This window comes from Actinacidiphila yeochonensis CN732 (assembly GCF_000745345.1).
GTDB classification, from domain to species: Bacteria; Actinomycetota; Actinomycetes; order Streptomycetales; family Streptomycetaceae; genus Actinacidiphila; species Actinacidiphila yeochonensis.
Genome location: NZ_JQNR01000005.1, coordinates 121,419 through 143,663, shown reverse-complemented (window position 1 = coordinate 143,663; position 22,245 = coordinate 121,419). Strand labels below are relative to the sequence as shown.

Genomic DNA, 22,245 nt, shown 5'->3' with positions numbered 1-22,245 from the left:
GTGGCCGTCAACCTCGTCAACGTCGAAGCCGTCAGCAAGACCTACGGCACCCGCGTCCTGCTCGACGCGCTCTCCCTCGGTGTCTCCGAGGGAGACCGGATCGGGGTGGTCGGCCGCAACGGCGACGGGAAGACGACCCTCGTACGCATCATGTCCCGACTGGAGGAGCCGGACTCCGGCCGGGTGACCCACCAGGGCGGCCTGCGCATGGGCGTGCTCACCCAGAGCGACTCCCTCGACCCCCGCAAGACCGTCCGCCAGGAGGTCGTGGGGGAGCGCCCCGAGCACGAGTGGGCCGGCGACGCCCGGGTGCGGGACGTGCTCACCGGCCTGTTCGGCTCCCTGGAGGTGCCGGGCCTGCCCGACGGGCTGGACACCGTGATCGGCCCGCTGTCCGGCGGTGAGCGCCGCCGTATCGCGCTGGCCAAGCTGCTCATCGGCGAGCAGGACCTGATCGTGCTGGACGAGCCGACCAACCACCTCGACGTCGAGGGGATCTCCTGGCTGGCCCGCCACCTGCAGAGCCGCCGCTCCGCGCTGGTGTGCGTCACCCACGACCGCTGGTTCCTCGACCAGGTGTGCACGCGGATGTGGGACGTGCAGCGCGGCACCGTCCACGAGTACGACGGCGGCTACAGCGACTACGTCTTCGCCCGGGCCGAACGGGAGCGGATCGCGGCCACCGAGGAGGCCAAGCGGCAGAACCTGGTCCGCAAGGAGCTGGCGTGGCTGCGCCGGGGCGCCCCGGCCCGCACCTCCAAGCCGCGGTTCCGGATCGAGGCCGCCAACGCGCTGATCGAGGACGTGCCGCCGCCGCGCGACAGCGCCGAGCTGATGCGGTTCGCCAACTCCCGGCTCGGCAAGACCGTCTTCGAGCTGGAGGACGTGACGGTCACCGCCGGCCCCAAGGAGCTGCTGCGGCACATCACCTGGCACCTGGGGCCCGGCGACCGGTTCGGCCTGGTCGGCGTCAACGGCGCCGGCAAGACCTCCTTCCTGCGCGCCCTGGCCGAGGCCGCGGCCAGCGGCGGAGAGGTGCAGCCGCCGCAGGGCAAGGTCACCGTCGGCCGCACCGTGAAACTGGCCTACCTCTCCCAGGAGGTCGCCGAGCTGGACCCGGCGCAGCGCGTCCTCCAGGCGGTGGAGTCGGTGCGCCAGCGCGTCGACCTCGGCAAGGGCCGCGAGATGACGGCGGGCCAGCTGTGCGAGCGGTTCGGCTTCACCAAGGAGAAGCAGTGGACGCCGGTCGGCGACCTGTCCGGCGGTGAGCGCCGCCGCCTCCAGGTGCTGCGGCTGCTGATGGACGAGCCGAACGTGCTCTTCCTCGACGAGCCGACCAACGACCTCGACATCGAGACCCTGACGCAGCTGGAGGACCTCCTCGACGGCTGGCCCGGCTCCATGCTGGTGATCAGCCACGACCGGTACTTCCTGGAGCGCACCACGGACCGGGTGTACGCGCTGCTCGGCGACTCGACCCTGCGGATGCTGCCGCGCGGGGTGGACGAGTACCTGGAGCGCCGGCAGGCCGTCACCGAGGCCGCGGCCGCGCCCGCCACCCGCGAGCGCCCCGCCGAACGGCCCCGCAGCAGCTCGCGCGACGCGCGGGCGGCCGCCAAGGAACTCCAGCGCATCGAGCGGCGGCTGGACAAGGTCAGCGAGCGCGAGGGCGAGCTGCACTCCCAGATCGCCGAGAACGCCACGGACTTCGAGAAGGTGGCCGCCCTGGACGCCGAGCTCCGCACCCTGGGCGAGGAGCGCGAGGACCTGGAGACGCGGTGGCTCGAACTCGCCGAGGACGCCTGAGCCTTCGCGGCGGCGCCTCGCCCCTCGGCCGGTCCGGTGCCGCCGCGTCCCGGGCGGCTCGTGCGGGGACCGTCGTCCTCCTGGACTGACGCGGCGTCAGAACGGTCCGCGACGGGGTGACCTGGGTGATTCGGCGTCCGGCCGGGCCTGCGGGGGCGGGCTCCGATGTCCGCTGCGGGGGCGGTCGGCGGCCCTGCGGCGGATGCGTTCGCGGCGGGAAGGCGCTCCGCCAGGCGGTGGTAGAAAGAGTGACCGCTCGTACTACTGCCCGAATCGACCGGAGACCGTGGTGCGCCCGGCCGTTCGGCTCGGCGCGTACCGGGCCCGCGCCCGCCCGGGTGAGGAGAACGCCCCGCCATGTCGCAGCCGCCCCCGCCCGCCGGGAACCCGCCGCCGTTCGAGCCGGCCGCCGACGCCGTGCCGCCACCCCCTCCGCCGCGGCCCCCGCCCCGCCGGCATCCGGCTACGGCCACCCGGCGCCGGCGGCTCCCGGCGCCCCGTTCGGCGCGAACCCGTACGCCACCCCGCCGCCGTCCGGCGCGAACCCGTATGCCACCCCGCCGCCGTCCGGCGCGAACCCGTATGCCACCTCGCCGTCCGGCGCGAACCCGTACGCCACGTCGCCGCCGTCCGGCCAGAACCCGTATGCCACCTCGCCGCCGTCCGGCCCGAACCCGTACGCCGCGCCGCCCGCACCCCCGGCCTCCGGCTACGGGTACCCGGCGGCGCGGCAGCCGTCCTACGGCCAGCCCCCGTACGGTGGGCGGCCCGCGCCTGGTGCCGGTCCAACGGCCGGCTGGCTGTCGTCGTCTCGGCAGTCGTGGCCGCGGTCCTCGTGATCGGCGGAGGCGCCTGGTTCGCCACCAAGGACGGCGGGGACAAGCACGCGTCCAAGCCGCAGGCGGACAGCGGAGGCGCCAAGGGCGGCCCCGTCGGCAGTCCGACCGCGCCGGCCGCGCACAAGAGCGAGCTGGCGTACCTGTACGGCGAGCCCGCCGCCGCGGTGGCCAAGAAGGACGACCTCAAGGACGCGCTCGGCATCTGGTTCACCGACAGGTACGTGGTGAAGAACGAGGTCGGCCAGGTCGTCGGCTACGACATCGATACCGGCGCCAGGGCCTGGTCGATCGCCGCGCCCTCCGGGACCGAGTGCACAGCGGCCCGCGATCAGTACGACAACATGACCGCCATTCAGTACGGGGCCGACTGCGACAAGGTGATGGCGATCGACCTCGCCGCGGGCCGGGAGCTGTGGACGGAGGAACTGCCCAGCGGAGACCCCTCCCTGGAGTCCGCCTTCGACTTCTCCGAGATGGCGATCAGCGGCGACGCCGTCGGCGTCGACTGGACCGGCGGCTCGGTCGCCTACCGGCTCAGCGACCACAAGGAACTGTGGCGGTCGGGCGCGGGCCGGTGCGACGACGACGGGTACGCCGGCGGCGCCCAGTTCGTGGGCGTCGTCGAATGCGACCTGGACACCTACAAGGTGCAGGTGGTCGACCCGGCGAGGAACGGTGCCGCCAAGTGGTCGTGGACCGCGCCCAGTGGCCTCCAGGTGAGCGCGATCGTCTCCACCGACCCCGTGGTGGTGCTGCTCGGCACCGACGACAACCTGTACACGGACGTGGCGGTGCTCGACAACGGCCGCCTCCGCTCGCGGATCTCGCTGGGCAGGGACACGTACCTCGTCGACGCCGACGGCGCGGAGAAGCAGGCCGTGCACGACGTGCTCGTCGACAAGGACACCGTCTACCTGGCCCTCGACGGCCGGAGCGACAGCGGTGGCAAGACGGTCGGCGGCGTCGCGGCCTTCGACCTCGGCGACGGCAAGCCGAAGTGGGTGGCCAGGACCACCGGCGGCTACGGCGTCGACGGGATCGGCTTCCAGGACGGCAGGCCGCTGGCCTACGAGGCGCCGGACTACGGCAGGCCGGGCCGGCTGGTCACCCTCGATCCCGCGACGGGCTCCGTCACCCCCTACGCCACGCTCGGGCAGGACGCCTTCGACAAGCTGGATAACGGCGGACTGCACAACTACTACGTGTGGCACGGCGGCCGGCTGTACTTTGTGTCCAAGACGATCTACTCGGACGAGAGCGGCCAGACCTACTTCCTGGTCTACGGCTGACCCCCTTGGGCGCGCGCCGGCCCGGCGCGTGCCCGCCGCCGTACGTGTCCTCCGTGTCCGCCGAACCGACCGATCGGCGGCCACGGAGGCGGCAAGCCCGGAATGCTCCGGATCACCCCGGAGGGCTCCGGCCGCGATACGCGCTCCCCGCCGAGGGGGCGCGTCCGCGCCCGGAACCGGGTACTTTCGCCGCGAGCGCGCGGGTCCTCGTCCGCGGGCACGGTTGGGACCGGCCCGGCCGCGGTAGGGAGTGCGGACCTGGACCGGCCGCCCGCCGGACACCGGGGGATGGGGGGAGACCCGACATGGGTGTACGGCTCGTCGTGGTCGACGACCACCGGCTGCTCGCCGAGGCGCTGGCCTCGGCCCTGAGGCTGCGCGGGCACCGCGTGCTGGCCGCGACCGCGCCGTCCGGCGGGGCCGCCGAGGTGGTGCTGAACCGCTCGCCGGAGGTGTGCCTGTTCGGCACCGCCGCGCCCGCGGAGCCGGGGGCGTTCGAGCCGGTGGCCCGCATCCGCCGGGAGCGGCCCGGAGTGGCCGTGGTGGTGCTCGGCCCGGTGCCGGACCCGCGCGGCATCGCCGCCGCCTTCGCGTCCGGTGCCTCCGGCTACGTACGCCACGACGAGCGGATAGAGGGCGTCGAGCGGGCCATGGCCAAGGCCAGGGCCGGCGAGGTCGCGGTCGCCCAGCCGCTGCTCCAGGGCGCGTTCGCCGAACTGCTCAACCCCGCCCGGCAGCCCGACGACGAGGGCGCCCGACTGCTCGACATCCTCACCCCGCGCGAGGTCGAGGTCCTGGTGCGGGTGGCGGAGGGCGAGGACACGCGGGTGATCGCCGCGGGGATGCGGATCGCGCCCAGCACCGCCCGCACCCATGTGCAGCGGGTGCTGATGAAGCTGGGCGTCGGGTCCCGGCTGGAGGCCGCCGCCCTCGCCGCCCGCACCGGGCTGCTGGAGCGCGCCGCGGGCGGCCCGCTGCGCCTCGGCTAGCCCCGGGCACCCGCCGGCCCCGCGCACCCGCTCACGCCCGTGCCGGGGCCTGCCTCGCCTTCCGTGCGGGCGGGCCGGTCCCCGTGCGCCCGCCGCCTTCCCTGCCGCCGTGCCCGCGGTCCGGCTCCGAGCCGCACCGCCGTGCCCGCGGTCCGGCTCCGAGCCGCCCACGGCCGCCGCCCCTTCATGGCCGCCGCCAGCTGCCGCCTGCCGCCTGCCGCCTGCCGCCTCACCCTGCCCGGCGCCCCTGACCCGGCCGCCGCGGGTCCTTCCGACCAACCACCGGGCCCGATGTGCGAACGGGGTGGGTGGCGCCCACGCCTCTGTTCGGCTCTGTTCGGTTGTGTGTCCGGGCGTGTTCTCCCGCTTGTCGGCGTCCGGACAGCCCGTTGCCCGTGCGGAAAACCGCGTTGACTCGACCTGCGCCGCGCATTGACTGTACTGTTGCGTTGTGATTCATTGTGTTCGGTTCTGTTGGTTGATTGTGGTGTGAGGTGCCGTAGGTGAAGAAGACGCCGACCCGGCTTGCGGACGGCCGCGAGCTGATCTACTACGACTCCACCGACTCCGTGGTCAGGGACGCGGTCGACCCGCGCCCGCTGGAGCGGGTGGCCACCACGTCCGAGACGCGCCGTGACCGGCTGCTCGGCGACACCGTCGCCATCGCCTCGCACCGGCAGGGCCGCACCTACCACCCGCCGGCCGACCAGTGCCCGCTGTGCCCGTCCCGGGGGGACCGGCACACCGAGATCCCCGCGCCCGACTACGAGGTGGCGGTCTTCGAGAACCGCTTTCCGTCGCTCGCCGGGGACAAGGGCCGCTGCGAGGTCGTCTGCTTCACCTCCGACCACGACGCGTCCTTCGCCGACCTCACGCCCGCCGCCGCCCGGCTGGTGCTGGACGCCTGGATCGACCGCACCCGCGAGCTGGCGCAACTGCCGTCGGTCGCACAGGTCTTCCCGTTCGAGAACCGCGGCGAGGAGATCGGCGTCACCCTCGGCCACCCGCACGGCCAGATCTACGCCTACCCCTTCACGACCCCCCGCACGGCACTGGTGCTCCGCTCGCTCGCCGAGCACCGCGCCGCCACCGGCCGCAACCTCTTCGACGACGTACTGGCCGACGAGCGGGCCGACGGCCGCCGCATCGTGCTGGAGGGCGAGCACTGGACGGCGTTCGTCCCGTTCGCCGCGCACTGGCCCTACGAGGTCCACCTCCACCCCAACCGCCGGGTGCCCGACCTGCTCGGGCTGGAGGAGGACGCCGCCGCCGAGTTCCCCGGGCTCTACCTGGAGCTGCTGCGCCGCTTCGACCGGATCTTCGGCGAGGACCAGCCGCCCACCCCGTACATCTCCGGCTGGCACCAGGCGCCGTTCGCCGCGCCCGGGCGCGAGGACTTCGCGCTGCACCTGGAGCTTTTCACCATCAGGCGAACGTCGGGCAAGCTGAAGTTCCTCGCGGGCTCCGAGTCGGGCATGGGCGCGTTCATCAACGACGTGCCGCCGGAGGCCGCTGCCGCACGACTGCGAGAGGTGGCCTCGAAATGACCGCATCCGATCCCGAGCGACCCAGGAAGCTGCTGGTCACCGGCGGTGCCGGCTACGTCGGTTCGGTGGTGGCCGCGCACCTGCTGGAGGCCGGCCACCAGGTGGTCGTCCTCGACGACCTCTCCACGGGCTTCCGGGCCGGCGTCCCCGAGGGTGCCGAGTTCGTGGAGGGCCGGGTGCACGAGGCCGCCAAGGTGCTCGACGGCTCCTTCGACGCGGTGCTGCACTTCGCCGCCTCCTCCCAGGTCGCCGAGTCCGTGGCCGACCCGGAGAAGTACTGGCGCAACAACGTCGTCGGCTCGCTCGAACTGCTGTCGGCCATGCGCGGCGCGGGGGTGCGCACCCTGGTGTTCTCCTCCACCGCCGCCACCTACGGCGAGCCGGTGTCCGTGCCGATCGCCGAGGACGCCGCCACCGCGCCGACCAACCCCTACGGCGCCACGAAGCTCGCCGTGGACCAGATGATCGCCTCCGAGTGCCACGCGCACGGCCTGGCCGCCGTCTCGCTGCGGTACTTCAACGTGGCCGGCGCCTACGGTCGCCAGGGCGAGCGGCACGACCCCGAGTCGCACCTGATCCCGCTGGTGCTCCAGGTGGCCCAGGGCCGCCGCGCCGAGGTGGCGGTCTTCGGCGAGGACTACCCCACGCCCGACGGCACCTGCGTGCGCGACTACATCCACGTCGCCGACCTCGCCGAGGCGCACCTGCTCGCCCTGGACAAGGCCGAGTCCGGCCGCCACCTGGTGTGCAACCTGGGCAACGGCAGCGGCTTCTCGGTGCGGGAGGTGATCGAGACGGTCCGCGCGGTCACCGGCCACCCGATCCCGGCGGTGACCCGCCCGCGCCGCCCCGGCGACCCTGCCTCCCTGGTCGCCTCGGCCGACCGGGCCCGCGGCGAGCTGGGCTGGCGGCCCCGCCGTACCGACCTCGCGGAGATCGTCCGCGACGCCTGGAACTTCACGCAATCGCTAGGGGAGGACGACGCACGATGACGGACACCAGGGGCAGCGCCGCCACGGTGGAGGCGGGCACCGCGGACCCCGCGTTCGAGGCCGCCTTCAAGGACGCCTTCGGCCGCGCACCCGAGGGCGCCTGGGCGGCGCCCGGCCGGGTCAACCTGATCGGCGAGCACACCGACTACAACGACGGCTTCGTGATGCCGTTCGCGCTGCCGCAGGCCACCCGGGCGGCGGTCGCCCGCCGCGAGGACGGCCTCCTGCGGCTGCACTCCGCCGACATGGACGGCGGCGTCGTCGAACTGCGGATCGACGACCTGGCCCCCGGCGCCACCGAGGGCTGGGCCCGCTACCCGGCGGCCGTGCTGTGGACGCTGCGGCAGGCCGGCCACCCGGTGGGCGGCGCGGACATCCACTACGACAGCTCCGTGCCGGTCGGCGGCGGCCTGTCCTCCTCCGCGGCCCTCCAGGTGGTCACCGCCCTGGCGCTGACGGAGCTGTACGGGGTGGGCGGCCTCTCCCGGCAGGAGCTGGCGGTGCTCTGCCAGTCCTCGGAGAACACCTACGTCGGCGCGCCCGTCGGCGTGATGGACCAGACCGCCTCCGCCTGCTGCACCGAGGGCCACGCCCTCCACCTGGACGTGCGGGGCCTGGCCCAGCGCCAGGTGCCGCTGGACCTGGCGGCCGAGGGGCTGCGGCTGCTGGTGGTCGACACCCGCGTCAAGCACGCCCACGCCGACGGCGCCTACGGCGAGCGCCGGGCCGGGTGCGAGGAGGCGGCGGCGGTGCTGGGCGTACCGGCGCTGCGCGACATCGAGCCGGACGGTCTGGAGCAGGCACTCGCCGCCCTGCCCGACGACCGGCTGCGCCGGCTGACCCGCCACATCGTCACCGAGAACGCCCGGGTCGGGCAGGTGCTGGCGCTGTGCGAGGCCGGCCGCACCCGGGACATCGGCCCGGTGCTGACCGCCGGCCACGCCTCGCTGCGTGACGACTTCCAGGTCTCCTGTCCGGAGCTCGACCTGGTGGTCGACACCGCGCTGGCGGCCGGCGCGCTCGGCGCCCGGATGACCGGCGGCGGATTCGGCGGCTCGGCGATCGTCCTGGTCGACGCGGGCGACGAGGAGCGGATCGCGCGGACGGTGGCCGAGGCACTGCCGCAGGCGCGGCACTTCTCCACGACCCCGGCGGAGGGTGCGCGCCGCCTGTGGTGAGGTGAGACGGGGCCGCCCTGGAGCCACTCCGGGCGGCCCTGGCGCGTCTCCGGCCGCGTCCGCGCCGTGCGGCGCCCCGCGTGGGGCGGCGTCCCTCGGGCGGGCGTCCCGTGGCCCGGCGGGGGAGGAGGCGGTCAGCTCTTGCGGTGGCCGATCAGCCGCGGGTGCGGCTCCAGACCCGACAGGCCGTTCCAGGAGAGGTTCACCAGGTGCGCGGCCACCTCCGCCTTGCGCGGGCGGCGCGCGTCCAGCCACCACTGGCCGGTGAGCGCCACCATGCCCACCAGCGCCTGCGCGTACAGCGGGGCCAGCTTGGCGTCGAAGCCGCGGTGGGAGAACTCCTGGCCGAGGATGTCCTCCACCTGGGTGGCGATGTCGCTGATCAGCGACGCGAAGGTGCCGGTGGACTGGGCGACGGGCGAGTCGCGCACCAGCACCCGGAAGCCGTCGGTGTACTGCTCGATGTAGTCCAGCAGGGCGAACGCGGCCTGCTCCAGGAGTTCCCGCGGATGACCGCCGGTCAGCGCCCCGGTCACCATGTCCAGCAGCCGGCGCATCTCCCGGTCGACCACGACCGCGTACAGCCCTTCCTTGCCGCCGAAGTGCTCGTAGACGACCGGCTTGGACACCCCCGCCTTGTGGGCGATCTCCTCGACGGACGTGCCCTCGTAGCCGCGCTCGGCGAAGAGGACCCGCCCCACGTCCAGCAGTTGCTCGCGCCGCTCCTTGCCGGTCATCCGGACCCGGCGGGCCCGCCGGGCGGTCGGTCCGGCGGTGGCGGCCCCGCGGGACGGGGCGGGCCGGCCGGTCCGGCGGTGCGTGGCGGGCAGGGACTGGTCCGCCCGTCGCGTCGTCTCTGCCGTCGGTCACCCGATCATCATGCCGCTTCGCCGACGCCTTCCTTGGTCTTTTCCTGGCGGCGGGCGGCGATCCGCTCCGGGCTCGGCCAGCGCACGTCAGAGGCCCAGCCGGCGAGTTCGAACCAGCGGATCAGCCGGGCGCTGGAGTCGATCTGGCCGCGCAGCACCCCGTGGCGGGCGGACGTGGGGTCGGCGTGGTGGAGGTTGTGCCACGACTCGCCGCAGGACAGCACGGCCAGCCACCACACGTTGCCGGAGCGGTCGCGGGACTTGAAGGGGCGCTTGCCGACCGCGTGGCAGATGGAGTTGATGGACCACGTCACGTGGTGCAGCAAAGCCACCCGGACGAGTGATCCCCAGAAGAACGCGGTGAACGCGCCATACCACGACATGGTGGCGAGGCCGCCGATCAGCGGGGGCAGCAGCAGCGAGATGGCGGTCCACAGCCAGAAGTCGCGGGAGATGCGGCGGATGGCCGGGTCCTTGATCAGGTCGGGCGCGTACTTGTGCTGCGGGGTCTGCTCCTCGTCGAAGAGCCAGCCCATGTGCGCCCACCACAGGCCCTTCATCAGGGCCGGGACGGTCTCGCCGTACCGCCAGGGGCTGTGCGGGTCGCCCTCGGCGTCGCTGAACCTGTGGTGGCGGCGGTGGTCGGCCACCCAGCGCACGATCGGGCCCTCGACGGCCATCGAGCCGGCGATGGCCAGCAGGATCTTCAGCGGGCGTTTCGCCTTGAACGAGCTGTGGGTGAAGTGCCGATGGAAGCCGATGGTGATGCCGTGGCAGCCGAGGAAGTACATCGCCACCATGAGGCCGACGTCCAGCCAGCTCAGCCCGCGGCCCCAGGCCAGCGGGACGGCGGCGGCCAGCGCGACGAAGGGGATGCAGATGAACAGCAGCAGGGTGATCTGCTCGATGGAGCGCTTGCTCTCACCGCCCCGCGTCGCGCTGGGCAGCGGCTCCTGTCCGGAGGGTCCGGGCTCCCGGGCCCCTGAGATCACTTCCGTCTGTGTGGTCATGTGTTTCCCCTGGTCGGAGTGGGTGGGGGTGATGAGCCGCACAACCTACGGCTCCGTAAGTATTGCAGCGGCGCCCGGCCGACAACAGGACCAGCCGGGGTAGGAGTCGGCCCCGTGCCCCGTCTCCGGCCGCCCGGCGCGCCCAGGACGCCCCTCTCCGCCGGGGGTGCCGCGACCGCCTGTCCTGGGCGTTCCGGGTGGCGCCGGACGACCCCCCGGCGGCAACTCCCGCGCGGTGGAGGGGAGCTGGTCACGGGCCCGGAGCGGACGGGCGGTGCGGGCCGTACGGGCCGGGCCGGACGGTTCCGCTCGGCGGCGACCGCCGATCACCGTCGCGCCGGGAGGTGGTCGTACGGCATGATGGTGCCGACCGTCCCGGCCGGTTCACCGGCGGGCGGTGATGTCGGTCCGCCGTGGTGTAATTGGCAGCACTGGGGCTTTTGGTGCCTTAAGTCCGGGTTCGAGTCCTGGCGGCGGAGCGGACCGGGAGAAGTCCCGGCACCCTCGGTAAGCTGCGGACGTTCCCAGATCCGATGCCGAGGAGTCTCCGCGTGAGCCCGAACCGTCCGGCCGCCGTCGTCATCCTCGCTGCGGGCGAGGGCACCCGTATGAGGTCGGCGACGCCCAAGATCCTGCACGCCATCTGCGGCCGCACCCTGGTCGGCCACGCCGTGGCCGCCGCCCGCGCGCTGCGGCCCGAGCACCTGGTCGTGGTCGTCGGACACGCCCGCGAGCGCGTCACCGAGCACCTGGCCGGCGTGGACGCCGGGGTCGTCGCCGCCGTCCAGGACCGCCAGCTCGGCACCGGGCACGCCGTCCGTGCCGCCCTGGGCGAGCTGGCCCGCCGCGGCGCCGTCCCGGAGGGCACGGTCGTCGTCACCTACGGTGACGTGCCGCTGCTGACCGCCGGGACGCTGGAGGCCCTCACCGCCGCCCACCACGAGGCCGGCAACGCCATGACCGTGCTCACCGCCCAGGTGCCCGACCCGACCGGCTACGGCCGGATCGTGCGCGGCCCGGACGGCCAGGTCGACGCGATCGTCGAGCAGAAGGACGCCACCGAGGCGCTGCGCGCGGTCCGCGAGATCAACTCCGGCGTGTACGCCTACGACGGGCGGCTGCTGGCCGAGGCGCTCGGCAAGGTCACCGCGGACAACGCGCAGGGCGAGGAGTACCTGACCGACACCCTCGCCATCCTGCGCGAGGCCGGGCACCGGGTCGGCGCGTTCACCGCCGCCGACCACCGCGAGGTCGCCGGGGTCAACGACCGGGTGCAGCTCGCCGAGGCCCGGCGGGTGCTCAACACCCGCCTGCTGGAGCGCGCGATGCGCGACGGCGCCACCATCGTGGACCCGGCCAGCACCTGGGTGGACGTCGATGTCACCTTCGCGCCCGACTCGCTGGTCCACCCCAACACCCAGCTCCTGGGCGCCACCAGCCTCGCCGAGGGGGCCGAGGTCGGCCCCGGCTGCACTCTCACCGACACCTCCGTGGGCGCCGGCGCCCGGATCACCCACGCCGTCGCCGACCACGCCGAGGTCGGCCCCGGCGCGAGCGTCGGCCCCTACGCCTACCTGCGGCCGGGCACCCGGCTCGGCAAGGACGCCAAGGCCGGCACCTACGTCGAGATGAAGAACGCCCGGATCGGCGAGGGCACCAAGGTGCCGCACCTGAGCTACGTCGGCGACGCCACCATCGGCGACCACACCAACATCGGCGCCGCCACCGTCTTCGTCAACTACGACGGGGAGTCCAAGCACCACACCACCATCGGCAGCCACTGCAGGACCGGCGCGGACAACATGTTCGTCGCCCCGCGGGTGGTCGGCGACGGCGTGTACACCGCCGCCGGATCGGTGATCACCAAGGACGTGCCCTCCGGCTCGCTGGCCGTGGCCCGCGGGCAGCAGCGCAACATCGAGGGCTGGGTGGCCCGCAAGCGTCCGGGCAGCGCCGCCGCCCAGGCCGCCGAACGGGCCCGTGACCAGCAGGACTGACCACGTCCCGACCCGGAGTGAGGGTCGTCTCATCCCGCCCTCCTGAGGTGCACAGGTACACCGGATGGGGCGTACCGTGTGTGGTGCACACAATTCCGCCGGCCCGCCTGCCCTGGGACGGCGCTGCCTCGGACCAGCCCGCCTGACCTCAGCGCGGCGCTGCCTCGAACACCAGTCGAACCCCAAGGAGACGGTGCAGTGACCGGGATCAAGACGACCGGTGAGAAGAAGCTGATGCTCTTCTCCGGCCGCGCCCACCCCGATCTGGCGGAGGCGGTGGCAAGCGAACTCGGCGTCGAGCTGGTACCCACACGCGCTTTCGACTTCGCCAACGGCGAGATCTACGTGCGTTTCGAGGAGTCGGCCCGCGGCGCGGACTGCTTCCTCATGCAGAGCCACACCAGCCCGATCAACCAGTGGATCATGGAACAGCTGATCATGCTGGACGCTCTGAAGCGGGCCTCCGCGCGGAGCATCACCGTGATCGTGCCGTTCTACGGCTACGCCCGGCAGGACAAGAAGCACCGCGGCCGCGAGCCGATCTCTGCCCGCCTGGTGGCGGACCTGTTCAAGACCGCCGGCGCGGACCGCATCCTCACCGTCGATCTGCACACCGACCAGATCCAGGGCTTCTTCGACGGCCCGGTGGACCACCTCTTCGCGCTGCCGGTGCTGGCCGACTACGTGGGCTCCAAGGTCGACCGCTCCAAGCTCACCGTCGTCTCCCCGGACGCCGGGCGGGTGCGGGTCGCCGACCGCTGGTGCGACCGGCTGGGCGCGCCGCTGGCCATCGTCCACAAGCGCCGCGACCCCGACGTCGCCAACCAGGTCAAGGTCCACGAGGTGGTCGGTGACGTCAAGGGCCGCGTGTGCGTGCTCGTCGACGACATGATCGACACCGGCGGCACGATCTGCGCCGCCGCCGACGCGCTGTTCGCCAACGGGGCCGAGGACGTCATCGTCACCGCCACCCACGGCGTGCTGTCCGGCCCGGCCGCGGACCGGCTGAAGAACTCCAAGGTCAGCGAGTTCGTCTTCACCGACACGCTGCCCACTCCGGCGGAGCTCGAACTGGACAAGATCACCGTGCTGTCGATGGCGCCGACCATCGCCAACGCGGTGCGCGAGGTCTTCGAGGACGGCTCGGTCACCAGCCTCTTCGAGGGCGCGCACTGACGGCGGGCCCGCCCCGCGGCTGAGCAGAATCGGTACGGCGCCGGACCCCTCGCGGGTGCGGCGCCGTACCCGTGTCCGTACCCGTGTCCGGGCGCGGACGGTCCGGCTCCGGAGAGGGCCGATTTCGTCCACGGGCCGCACTCCGGTTACGCTGTCGGGCGTTGCTCGGCGAGGGAGGTCGCCGGAACGTGTTTCCGGTGATGCCTCCGTGATCGACGCGCTCCTCGTGTTCGGAACGTGGGAACGGCCCGTCGGGGTCGGGCGACCGTCCACCACCGTCCACACAGAGGAGTCGATCATGGCCGAGGTCAAGATCCCCGCCGAGATCCGTACCGAGTTCGGCAAGGGCGCCTCCCGCCGCGTGCGCCGCGCCAACCGCGTCCCCGCCGTCGTCTACGGCCACGGCGCCGACCCGAAGCACGTCACCATCCCGGGCCACGAGCTGCTGCTCGCGCTGCGCACCCCGAACGTGCTGATCTCCCTGGAGATCGACGGCGGCTCCGAGCTGGTCATCCCCAAGGCCGTGCAGCGCGACCCGCTGAAGGGCTTCCTGGAGCACGTCGACCTGCTGGCCGTCAAGCGCGGCGAGAAGGTCACCGTCGAGGTCCCCGTCCTCACCGAGGGCGAGCTGGCCCCCGGCGGCAACCTCCTGGAGCACCTGCTCACCGCCCTGCCGGTCGAGGCCGAGGCCACCCACATCCCCGAGTCCTTCACCGTGTCGGTCGAGGGCCTGGAGGCGGGCGCCGCGATCCTCGCCAAGGACATCGAGCTGCCGCGCGGCTCCGCTCTCGCCGTCGAGGGTGACACCGCCGTGATCCAGGTCGTCGCCGCCCAGATCGAGGTCGAGGAGGAGCCCGCCGAGGGCGAGGCCGAGGAGACCGCGGTCGCCGAGGCCGACGAGGCCACCGAGGCCGCCGAGGCCCCGGCCGAGGACTGATCCTCCGGGTCACTCCACCGCGACACCGTCCGGCGCCCGCCGGCCCTCTCCGGGAGGGTCGGCGGGCGCGGCGGTGCGCGGGGTCGGAGGGGCACGCGCCGAGGCCGCGCCGAGACCGCCGACGGGGGATCTGAGACCATCCGAGACGACCGCGGACGACAGGCGGACGACCGGCAGACGACCGCGGAGGACCGCGGGCGACCGCGGACGACCGCAGACGAGACGGAGACGCCGATGAGCGACAGCGCTGGACCGTGGATGGTCGTCGGCCTGGGCAACCCCGGGCCCGAGTACGCCGGCAACCGGCACAACATCGGCTTCATGGTGGCCGACCTGCTGGCCGAGCGGATCGGGGGCCGCTTCAAGCGGGCCCAGAAGGCGCAGGCACAGGTCGTCGAGGGCCGGCTCGGGCCGCCCGGACCGGCCGGCCGCCGGGTGGTGCTGGCCAAGCCGCAGTCGTTCATGAACCTCTCGGGCGGTCCCGTCAACGCGCTCCGGGACTTCTACAAGGTCCCGACCCACCAGATCGTCGCCGTCCACGACGAACTCGACCTCGACTACGCCGCCCTGCGGCTCAAGCTCGGCGGCGGCGACAACGGCCACAACGGGCTGAAGTCCCTCACCAAGTCCATGGGGCCGGACTACCTGCGGGTGCGTGCCGGGATCGGCCGCCCGCCGGGCCGGATGGACGTCGCTGCCTTCGTGCTCAAGGACTTCTCGACGAGCGAGCGCAAGGAGCTGGACTGGTTCGTCGACCGGGCCGCCGACGCGGTCGAGGCGCTGGTCACCGAGGGCCTGGAGCGCGCGCAGAACACGTTCAACGACTGATCCTCCGCCGTCGGAGCCGGACGCCCGCAGCGGCGAGCCGCGAGCCGCTGACTGAGCGCCGGGAGCCGTGGTCGGGTGCCGGGTGCGCCGCGGCCCGGCGGGTGTCACGCTCCGCAGGTTGACCTCACGGCAGGCCATGGCCAAAGATCACCGGCATGGCGAAGACGAGCCGGGGCCGCGCCGCGGGAGCGGCGCACGCCGCCCGGGTGGTGGCCGTGTCGGTGGTGGCGCTGTTCGTCCTGGCGTCCGGGGCGTGGGCGTCGTGGCGCACCGCGCAGTACGCGGTGCTCACCAAGGGCCGCGAGCAGGGCAGCGTGACGCTGGCGGCCTGCGGCGACACCACCTGCACCGGGCCGTTCGTGCCCAAGGGCACCGCCTCGGCCCGGCCCCGGGTGACGGTCAGCCTGCCGGTGCGCCACCGGGTGGGCGAGACGGTCGACGTGGTGCTCAGGCCCGGCACCGACACCGCGATCCGGTCCGGCGGCGGTGGCGTGCTGTACGCGTTCCTGCCGCTGGGCGGGGCGCTGCTGCTGGCCGCGGCGGTGGTCGGCCTGGGGCTGCGCGCGGCGCGGACGGTGTGGAGCCTGGCACTGGCGGGCGTGCTGCTGCTCGGCGGGGCCTACCTGACGCTGCCGTCGTGAGGTCGCGCGCCCCTGGCCCTGACGCCCTGACGCCCTGCGGCCTTCCGGCCTTCCGACCCGCTCGTGCCCCGGCCGCTCACCTCAGCTCGTGGGGCTCCAGGAACTCCAGCCGGTTGCCCACCGGGTCGTGGCAGTAGAAGCGGGTGTGGCCGGGGAGGTCGTAGTCCCACACCAGCTGGGTGCCCTCGGCCTGGAGCCGCTTGGCGAAGGCGTGGATGCCGGTGACACGCAGCCCCGGGTGCGCCTTACGGGCGGCCTGGAAGTCCTCCTCGACACCGAGGTGCAGTACGGCGCCGCCGGCGGCGAACCAGCAGCCGCCCCGGCCGGCCAGCACCGGCGGCTTGGCCAGCTCCGCCATGCCGAGCACGCCGGTGTAGAAGGCGCGCAACCGCGGCTCGCTGCCGGGCGGTGCGGCCAGTTGCACGTGGTCCAGGCCGGCGATCATCGGACAAGCACCTCCGAACGGTCGTACTGAGGTCGTGCGGCACGTCGTGTCAACGGTCGGGCCGAGCCCGTGTAAGCGGCGGGGCGGGCGCGGGGGGCGGGGCGGCTACGGCCGCTCCGGTGCCTTGGCCACGGCGAAGATCCGGCGGAATGGGAAGACCGTACCGTACGGCCTCGCCGGGTAGGCGGCGCGCAGGAGGTCGCGGTACTCCGCGGTGAACTCGGCCCGCGCGGCCGGATCGCCGTCCAGGAGGCTCAGCACCGGGCGCAGCGCCGTGCCCTTCGTCCAGTCCAGTACCGGGTCCGGGCCCTGGAGCAGCTGGGTGTAGGTGGTCTCCCAGACGTCGACGGCGGCGCATCCCAGGCCCACCAGCGCGTCGAGGTACCCGGCGGGCTCCATGACGTGGTCGTGGCGCAGCGGGTTCGGGCCGAGGCGGGCGCGCCAGCGCGGGCGGGCGCACACCTCGGCGAGCAGGGTGTGGCTGGGGGAACCGAAGTTGCCGGGCACCTGGAAGGCGAACGTGCCGCCCGGGTTCAGCCCCGCCAGCCAGTCCCCGAAGCGGTCGGTGTGGCCCGGCACCCACTGGAGCGCGGCGTTGGAGACGATCAGGTCGTACGACTCATCGGGCGTCCAGGTGCGCAGGTCGGCGGGGCGGAAGTCGAGGCTGCCGCCGCCGGGGGTGGGGCCGGCGTGGGCGGCGGCCGCTTCCAGCATCGGCGCGGAGTTGTCGTAGCCGGTGACGCGGGCGCCGGGCCAGCGCCCGGTGAGCACGGTGGTGGCGTTGCCCGGGCCACAGCCGAGGTCCGCGATCCGCGGTGCCCGGCCGCCCGGCAGGCCGGTGACCCGGGCGAGCAGATCGGCGAAGGGCCGGACGCGGTGGCCGGCGTGGCGCAGGTACTGGCCGGGGTCCCAGGCGGGGGACGGCTCAGGCCGCGGGCCGGGGTTCCGCTCTGCTGCGGGCATGGTGCTCCTCCTCGGCGGGCGGCGTGGGCACGGGCCGCCCTCCGGAGCCAGCCTCCCTCCACAAGTCTCTTGATGTCAAGAGACTTCACGTCGACAGACCTACTACACTGAGCGCATGGAGGACGAGGTCGACCGGCTGGTGGCTGCGTGGCGGCGGGAGCGCCCCGACCTCGACGTGGAGCCGCTGGAAGTGCTCAGCCGGGTCAGCAGGCTGGCCCGGCACCTGGACCGGGCGCGGCGGCTGGCCTTCGCCGAGCACAGCCTGGAGCCCTGGGAGTTCGACGTGCTCACGTCGCTGCGCCGGGCCGGGCCCCCGTACCAGCTCTCGCCGGGGCAACTGCTCACCCAGACGCTGGTCACCTCGGGCACCATGACCAACCGCATCGACCGCCTCGCCCACAAGGGCCTGGTCGAACGGCTGCCCGACCCGAGCGACCGGCGCGGGGTGCTCGTCCGCCTCACCGCCGAGGGCCGCGACCGGGCGGACCAGGCGCTGGCCGGGCTGCTCGCGCAGGAACGGGCCATCCTCGGCGAGCTGTCGCAGCGGCAGCGGGCCGAACTCGCCGCGCTGCTACGACAGCTGACCGCGCCGTTCGACAACGTCCCCGGCTGAGGGCACCAGTTCCACCGGACCCACCCCGGCCCGCCGGGCCAGGGCCACGGCCGCCAGCGTGGAGTGCACGCCCAGCTTGCCCAGCACGTTCTGCATGTGGGTGCGGACGGTGTGCGGGGACAGGAACAGCCGTTCGGCGACCGCCTTGCGCCCCAGCCCCGCCACCATGCAGCGCAGCACCTCCTGCTCACGCGGGGTCAGCGACTCCACCAGCCGTTCGCTCTCCGTACGGTGGCGGCGGGCCGCGGTGAGCTCGCGCAGCACCCCGGTCAGCAGCGCCGGCGGCAGGTGCGTCTCGTCCCGCAGCACCCCGCGGACCACCGCGAGCAGCCGGGACAGCGAGCAGTCCTTGGCCACCCACCCCCAGGCACCCGCCTGGAGGGCGCGCGCGGCCCGCGCCGGGTCGTCGCGTTCGGCCAGCACCACCGGCCGGGTGCCCGGGTACGCGGCCCGGACCCGCTCGACCAGCGCCAGCCCGTCCAGCACCGGGTCGCGCGGCTCCAGCGGCCGCGGCTGGGCGTGGGCGGTCACCGGGACGGCGGCCAGCGCCACCGGCGGAGGCGGGGCGACACCGAGATCGGCGTCGACCAGCAGGACGTCGTAGCGGCGGCCGTCGGCCGCCGCCCGGTCGAGGCAGCGCTGCGCGGCGGCCCCGCTGCCGGCCGCGGACACGTCCACGTCCGGTTCGGCCGCCAGCGCCGCGGCCAGCGACTCGGCGAAGATGCGGTGGTCGTCGACGACGAGGACCCGGATCCGACCCACGGACACCACTCCCCTTCAGGGCACTCCCCCAGTGGCGGTGGGGCGTGGTCGCGCGTGGAGCCCGGCGCCGGGAGCGCGGACCGCCGTCCCCGCTCCTGGGCGCCGGACCCCGTGCGTCTCGCCCCCTGATGAACGCCGGCCCCCACCGGCGTCGTGGGAAAAGAGTAGGGGCTGTACGCCGGAATGGCGCCGTCTTGGCGGAAGTTCCGCCCGGAAACCGGAACCGTGGCGGGTTCCGGTTTCCGGACGGGGCGCAGGGAACCGGAACCGCGGCGGGTTCCGGTTCCCGGCGGGGCTGCCGGCGCGGCGCGGACCCGGTACCGACCCGGTACCGGAACGGTGCCGGCGCGGCGCCGCGGGTGCGGCTGCCCTGCCGGCCCGGCCGGCTCAGCCGGTGTTGCGCAGGCCCGCGGCGACGCCGTTCACGGTCAGCAGCAGCGCCCGCGACAGCAGCGGGTCCGGCTCCTCGCCGCGCTCGGCCGCGGCCCGCTGCCGCGACAGCAGGCTGACCTGGAGGTAGGAGATCGGGTCCAGGTACTGGTCGCGGATGTGGAACGTCTGGGCCAGCACCGGGCTGCCGGCCAGCAGCTCGCTCTCGCCGGTGATGCGCAGAACCTCACGCACCGTCAGCTCGTGCTCGGCCTCGATCCGGGTGAAGACGTGCCGCAGGTTCTCCGGCACCAGCGTCTCCACGTAGTGGCGGGCGATCCGCAGGTCGGTCTTGGCCAGCGTCATCTCGACGTTGGACAGGAAGTTGCGGAAGAAGTGCCAGTTCCCGAAGGCCTCTTCGATCACCGACTCCAGGCCCGCCTCCCGGGCGGCCCGCAGACCGGAGCCGACCCCGTACCAGCCGGGGACGATCTGCCGGGACTGGGTCCAGCCGAACACCCACGGAATGGCCCGCAGGCCGTCCAGGCCGGCCCCGGAGTCCGGGCGGCGCGACGGGCGCGAGCCCAGGTGCAGCTCGCCCAGCTGGTCCACCGGGGTGGAGGCGAAGAAGTACCGCGGCAGGTCCGGGTCGTCCACCAGCTCGCGGTAGGCGCCGTTGGCCGCCTCCGAGACGATGTCCATCGCGGCGTCCCAGCGGGCCAGCGCCTCGTCCGACTGGCGCGGCGCCGTGTGCAGCGCCGAGGCCTGGAGGGTGGCCGCGACCGTCAGCTCCAGGTTCTCCCGGGCCAGCGACGGGATCAGGTACTTGTCCGAGATCACCTCGCCCTGCTCGGTCACCTTGATCTCGCCCTCCAGCGTGCCCCAGGGCTGGGCGAGGATCGCCGTGTGCGAGGGGCCGCCGCCGCGGCCGACGGTGCCGCCGCGGCCGTGGAAGAGCCGCAGCCGCACCCCGTGGCGGTGCGCGACGTCGCGCAGCCGGCGCTGGGCGCGGTGGATCTCCCACTGCGAGGTGGTGATGCCGCCGAACTTCGAGGAGTCGGAGTAGCCGAGCATGACCTCCTGCACGTCCCCGCGCAGCGACACCAGCCGCCGGTAGGAGGGGTCGGAGAGCATCTCGTCGAGCAGCCTGTCCGCGATCTTCAGCTCGTCGGTGGTCTCCAGCAGCGGCACGATACCGATCTTGGCGACACCCGCGTGCAGGTCGATCAGCCCGGCCTCGCGGGCCAGCAGCGCCGCGGCGAAGACGTCGTCGGAGCCCAGGCACATGGAGATGATGTACGACTCCACCACCTCGGGCCCGAACCGGTCGAACGCCTCGCGGATGGTGTGGAAGACGCCGAGGGTCTTCGCGCCGGCCGCGTCCAGCGGTGCCGGGGTGGGGGCCAGCGGGCGGCGCGAGCGCAGCTCCTTGGCCAGTACCTTGCGCCGCTGGTCGCGCGGCATGTCGGCGTACCGCCACGACTCCTCGCCGAGCCGGTCGAAGAGCTGCCCGAGCGCGTGGTGGTGCGCCTCCGCGTGCTCGCGCACGTCCATCGTGGCCAGTTGGAGGCCGAAGGCGGCCAGCGTGCGGATGGTGCGGTCCAGCCGGCCGTCGGCGATCAGGCCGCCGCGGTGGGCCCGCAGCGAGTCCTGGATCAGCTGGAGGTCGTGCACCAGCCCGGAGCTGCCCAGGTAGTCGCGGCCCGGCACGTGCGGGGTGCCGGCGGCCAGCCGCTCCCGGGTGTTGACCAGCTTCTGCCGGACGCAGGTCGCCTTGAGCCGGTAGGGCTCCTCGGCGTTGAGCCGCTTGTAGCGGGGGCTGATCTCCGGCAGGGCCACCAGGTCGTCGGAGAGCGAGTCCAGCAGCTCCTGGCTGGCGCCGGAGTTGCGGATCGAGTTCGACAGGGAGCCGCGCAGCAGGTCGACCTGCTCCAGGGCGTCGGTGATGCCGTGCTCGTGCTGGAGGATCAGCACCTCCCACGTCACCTCGGGGGTGACGTTCGGGTTGCCGTCCCGGTCGCCGCCGATCCAGGTGCCGAAGGTCAGCGGGCGGGTGCCGGCGGGCAGCGGCACGCCGACCCGGTCCAGCTCGTCCGCCAGGTCCTCCAGCACGTCGCCGGCGGCGGAGGCGTGCAGTTCGTCCAGGTAGTAGATCGCGTTGCGGGCCTCGTCGGCCGGCTCCGGGCGTACCACCCGCAGCTCGTCCGTCTGCCACAGCAGGTCGATGTTCTCCGCCAGCCGCAGGTCGGCGCGGCGCCGGTCGGCCGTGGTGTCCGGGATGGCGTCGAGCTGCTCCGCGATCCGGCGCAGCTTGTTCAGCACCGAGCGGCGGGCCGCCTCGGTGGGGTGCGCGGTGAAGACCGGGCGGACGTTGAGGTTCCGGACCGTCTCCCGCACGTGCTCGGCGTCGCCGTCCTTGAGCAGGTCGGCGGTCTGCGCCAGCAGACTGCCCTCCGAGGCCCGGCGGGCGCGCAGTTCCCGGCCGCGGTGCACCTGCTCGGTGACGTTGGCCAGGTGGAAGTAGATGGAGAAGGCACGTACCAGCTGCGCGGCGGTGGCGACGTCGGTCTCACTGAGCAGCCGGGCGGCGGCCTCGCCGTCGCTGCGGGTCAGGGCGCGGACCTTCTCGACCAGGTCCAGCAGGTCCTGGCCCTCCTGCCGGACCAGGGTGCCGCCGAGGAGTTCTCCGAGGCGGCGGATATCCGCGCGCAGAGCGCTGCTGCTGGCGGCGGCGGTGTCCGTACCGCCGCCGCTGTCGGTTGTGGTGGTGCGGGCCGTGCTGCTCGTCGAGGTGTCCGCCGGGGTTCCGGTGCGGTGCCCGGGGGGGTGTCGGCGCTGCTCACAGGTGCGGCTCCTTCGGCAGTGGGATGGGCGACGGCTGGAGGAACAAGGGCTCGCGGACCGCGCTGTCCGACCGGTCCAGGATAGGTCGCGCACGCCGCGCTGAGACGGTCGGCCCAGCAGGCGGACGCCGGGTGGCGGCACGCGGCGGCTG

The 22,245-nt window shown here is 73.8% G+C and carries 19 protein-coding genes and 1 tRNA gene; 13 read left to right on the top strand and 7 right to left on the bottom strand.

The genetic code is table 11. From position 1 onward, the window contains the following. Complete coding sequence (locus BS72_RS12780) at window positions 1-1,806, top strand: ABC-F family ATP-binding cassette domain-containing protein (protein WP_037910468.1); 1,806 nt, start codon at window positions 1-3, stop codon at window positions 1,804-1,806. A 463-nt stretch (window positions 1,807-2,269) separates the two neighbouring features. Here the strand turns inward: BS72_RS12780 and BS72_RS36460 are convergent, their stop codons facing one another. Then, window positions 2,270-2,458 carry a hypothetical protein gene (locus BS72_RS36460; RefSeq protein WP_037910466.1) on the bottom strand — a complete coding sequence of 63 codons (189 nt, stop codon included), beginning with the start codon at window positions 2,456-2,458 and terminating at the stop codon, window positions 2,270-2,272. 168 nt (window positions 2,459-2,626) lie between these two features. Between BS72_RS36460 and BS72_RS12770 the strand changes: the two genes are divergently transcribed. From BS72_RS12770 to galK, 5 genes are all read left to right on the top strand, one after another. Continuing rightward, entirely contained in the window at window positions 2,627-3,934 is a 1,308-nt protein-coding gene (locus BS72_RS12770) for an outer membrane protein assembly factor BamB family protein (RefSeq protein ID WP_037910463.1), read from the top strand. 305 nt (window positions 3,935-4,239) lie between these two features. Then, window positions 4,240-4,923 carry a helix-turn-helix transcriptional regulator gene (locus BS72_RS12765; RefSeq protein WP_037910461.1) on the top strand — a complete coding sequence of 228 codons (684 nt, stop codon included), beginning with the start codon at window positions 4,240-4,242 and terminating at the stop codon, window positions 4,921-4,923. 503 nt (window positions 4,924-5,426) lie between these two features. Beyond that, window positions 5,427-6,470 (top strand): galactose-1-phosphate uridylyltransferase, encoded by a 1,044-nt coding sequence (gene galT / locus BS72_RS12760; RefSeq protein WP_037910457.1) that lies wholly within the window; start codon window positions 5,427-5,429, stop codon window positions 6,468-6,470. Continuing rightward, window positions 6,467-7,462 (top strand): UDP-glucose 4-epimerase GalE, encoded by a 996-nt coding sequence (gene galE / locus BS72_RS12755; RefSeq protein ID WP_037910454.1) that lies wholly within the window; start codon window positions 6,467-6,469, stop codon window positions 7,460-7,462. Before galT ends, galE begins: the two co-directional genes overlap by 4 nt. Then, window positions 7,459-8,640 carry a galactokinase gene (gene galK / locus BS72_RS12750; protein WP_078901313.1) on the top strand — a complete coding sequence of 394 codons (1,182 nt, stop codon included), beginning with the start codon at window positions 7,459-7,461 and terminating at the stop codon, window positions 8,638-8,640. Before galE ends, galK begins: the two co-directional genes overlap by 4 nt. A 134-nt stretch (window positions 8,641-8,774) precedes the next feature. Here the strand turns inward: galK and BS72_RS12745 are convergent, their stop codons facing one another. Then, on the bottom strand, window positions 8,775-9,377 hold the full coding sequence (locus tag BS72_RS12745) for a TetR/AcrR family transcriptional regulator (RefSeq protein ID WP_037910451.1): 603 nt from the start codon (window positions 9,375-9,377) through the stop codon (window positions 8,775-8,777). 140 nt (window positions 9,378-9,517) lie between these two features. Continuing rightward, window positions 9,518-10,519 (bottom strand): acyl-CoA desaturase, encoded by a 1,002-nt coding sequence (locus tag BS72_RS12740; protein ID WP_037915506.1) that lies wholly within the window; start codon window positions 10,517-10,519, stop codon window positions 9,518-9,520. 407 nt (window positions 10,520-10,926) lie between these two features. Here BS72_RS12740 and BS72_RS12735 point away from each other — a divergent pair. The 6 genes from BS72_RS12735 (at window position 10,927) to BS72_RS12710 (ending at window position 16,098) form a co-directional block, all read left to right on the top strand. Continuing rightward, window positions 10,927-10,998 (top strand) — tRNA-Gln (locus BS72_RS12735). A gap of 72 nt (window positions 10,999-11,070) precedes the next feature. Next, window positions 11,071-12,516 (top strand): bifunctional UDP-N-acetylglucosamine diphosphorylase/glucosamine-1-phosphate N-acetyltransferase GlmU, encoded by a 1,446-nt coding sequence (gene glmU, locus BS72_RS12730; protein WP_037910448.1) that lies wholly within the window; start codon window positions 11,071-11,073, stop codon window positions 12,514-12,516. 198 nt (window positions 12,517-12,714) lie between these two features. Continuing rightward, window positions 12,715-13,692: a ribose-phosphate diphosphokinase gene (locus BS72_RS12725; RefSeq protein WP_037910447.1), complete on the top strand. Its 978-nt coding sequence runs from the start codon at window positions 12,715-12,717 to the stop codon at window positions 13,690-13,692. Window positions 13,693-13,990: 298 nt separating this feature from the next. After that, window positions 13,991-14,629 carry a 50S ribosomal protein L25/general stress protein Ctc gene (locus BS72_RS12720; RefSeq protein WP_037915505.1) on the top strand — a complete coding sequence of 213 codons (639 nt, stop codon included), beginning with the start codon at window positions 13,991-13,993 and terminating at the stop codon, window positions 14,627-14,629. A 234-nt stretch (window positions 14,630-14,863) separates the two neighbouring features. After that, the gene (pth, locus tag BS72_RS12715; RefSeq protein WP_037910444.1) at window positions 14,864-15,457 is read left to right on the top strand and encodes an aminoacyl-tRNA hydrolase; all 594 of its coding nucleotides are present in this window, start codon (window positions 14,864-14,866) and stop codon (window positions 15,455-15,457) included. Between the two features lie 155 nt (window positions 15,458-15,612). Next, window positions 15,613-16,098 carry a hypothetical protein gene (locus tag BS72_RS12710; protein ID WP_037910443.1) on the top strand — a complete coding sequence of 162 codons (486 nt, stop codon included), beginning with the start codon at window positions 15,613-15,615 and terminating at the stop codon, window positions 16,096-16,098. A 76-nt stretch (window positions 16,099-16,174) separates the two neighbouring features. Here BS72_RS12710 and BS72_RS12705 read toward each other — a convergent pair whose 3' ends face one another. Together BS72_RS12705 and BS72_RS12700 are read right to left on the bottom strand one after the other, a co-directional pair. Then, window positions 16,175-16,543: a VOC family protein gene (locus tag BS72_RS12705; protein WP_037910442.1), complete on the bottom strand. Its 369-nt coding sequence runs from the start codon at window positions 16,541-16,543 to the stop codon at window positions 16,175-16,177. Window positions 16,544-16,648: 105 nt separating this feature from the next. Further along, window positions 16,649-17,506, bottom strand: a complete 858-nt coding sequence (locus BS72_RS12700; RefSeq protein ID WP_037910441.1) for a trans-aconitate 2-methyltransferase — start codon at window positions 17,504-17,506, stop codon at window positions 16,649-16,651. Window positions 17,507-17,621: 115 nt separating this feature from the next. Here BS72_RS12700 and BS72_RS12695 point away from each other — a divergent pair, with 115 nt between their 5' ends. Further along, entirely contained in the window at window positions 17,622-18,119 is a 498-nt protein-coding gene (locus tag BS72_RS12695) for a MarR family winged helix-turn-helix transcriptional regulator (protein WP_037910438.1), read from the top strand. Here the strand turns inward: BS72_RS12695 and BS72_RS12690 are convergent. Together BS72_RS12690 and ppc are read right to left on the bottom strand one after the other, a co-directional pair. Beyond that, window positions 18,078-18,881: a response regulator transcription factor gene (locus tag BS72_RS12690; RefSeq protein ID WP_037915503.1), complete on the bottom strand. Its 804-nt coding sequence runs from the start codon at window positions 18,879-18,881 to the stop codon at window positions 18,078-18,080. The genes BS72_RS12695 and BS72_RS12690 overlap by 42 nt on opposite strands. A 387-nt stretch (window positions 18,882-19,268) precedes the next feature. Beyond that, complete coding sequence (gene ppc / locus BS72_RS12685) at window positions 19,269-21,962, bottom strand: phosphoenolpyruvate carboxylase (RefSeq protein WP_037915501.1); 2,694 nt, start codon at window positions 21,960-21,962, stop codon at window positions 19,269-19,271. Window positions 21,963-22,245: the final 283 nt, after the last annotated feature.